Source organism: Vibrio sp. 10N.222.55.C6 (genome assembly GCF_041473395.1).
GTDB classification, from domain to species: domain Bacteria; phylum Pseudomonadota; class Gammaproteobacteria; order Enterobacterales; family Vibrionaceae; genus Vibrio; species Vibrio crassostreae_C.
Genome location: NZ_JBFRSD010000275.1, coordinates 1 through 231 on the forward strand (window position 1 = coordinate 1; position 231 = coordinate 231).

Genomic DNA, 231 nt, shown 5'->3' on the forward strand with positions numbered 1-231 from the left:
ATGAGATCTCCGCCGTGTCCGTGTAGGATGTTTCGACAGATTCCAAGCCCTAAACCGTGTCCTTGGTCGTCAGTGGCGAGCCTGAAGTAAGGTTCAAACACCAACTCTAACTTGTCTTCAGGAATACCTTTTCCGTGATCTTGAATAGTCACGATAACCCACACCGAATCACTGTTAATATCGACTTCAGCTGATGTCCCATATTTCACAGCGTTGTCGATAAGATTGGTC

Annotated in this window: 1 protein-coding gene; it reads right to left on the reverse strand. The window is 46.3% G+C overall.

What is annotated here, in order from left to right; all coding sequences use genetic code 11:
• Nucleotides 1-231, reverse strand: a 231-nt coding sequence (locus tag AB4486_RS23630; protein WP_372119003.1) for a sensor histidine kinase, incomplete at both ends; no start/stop codon positions are given.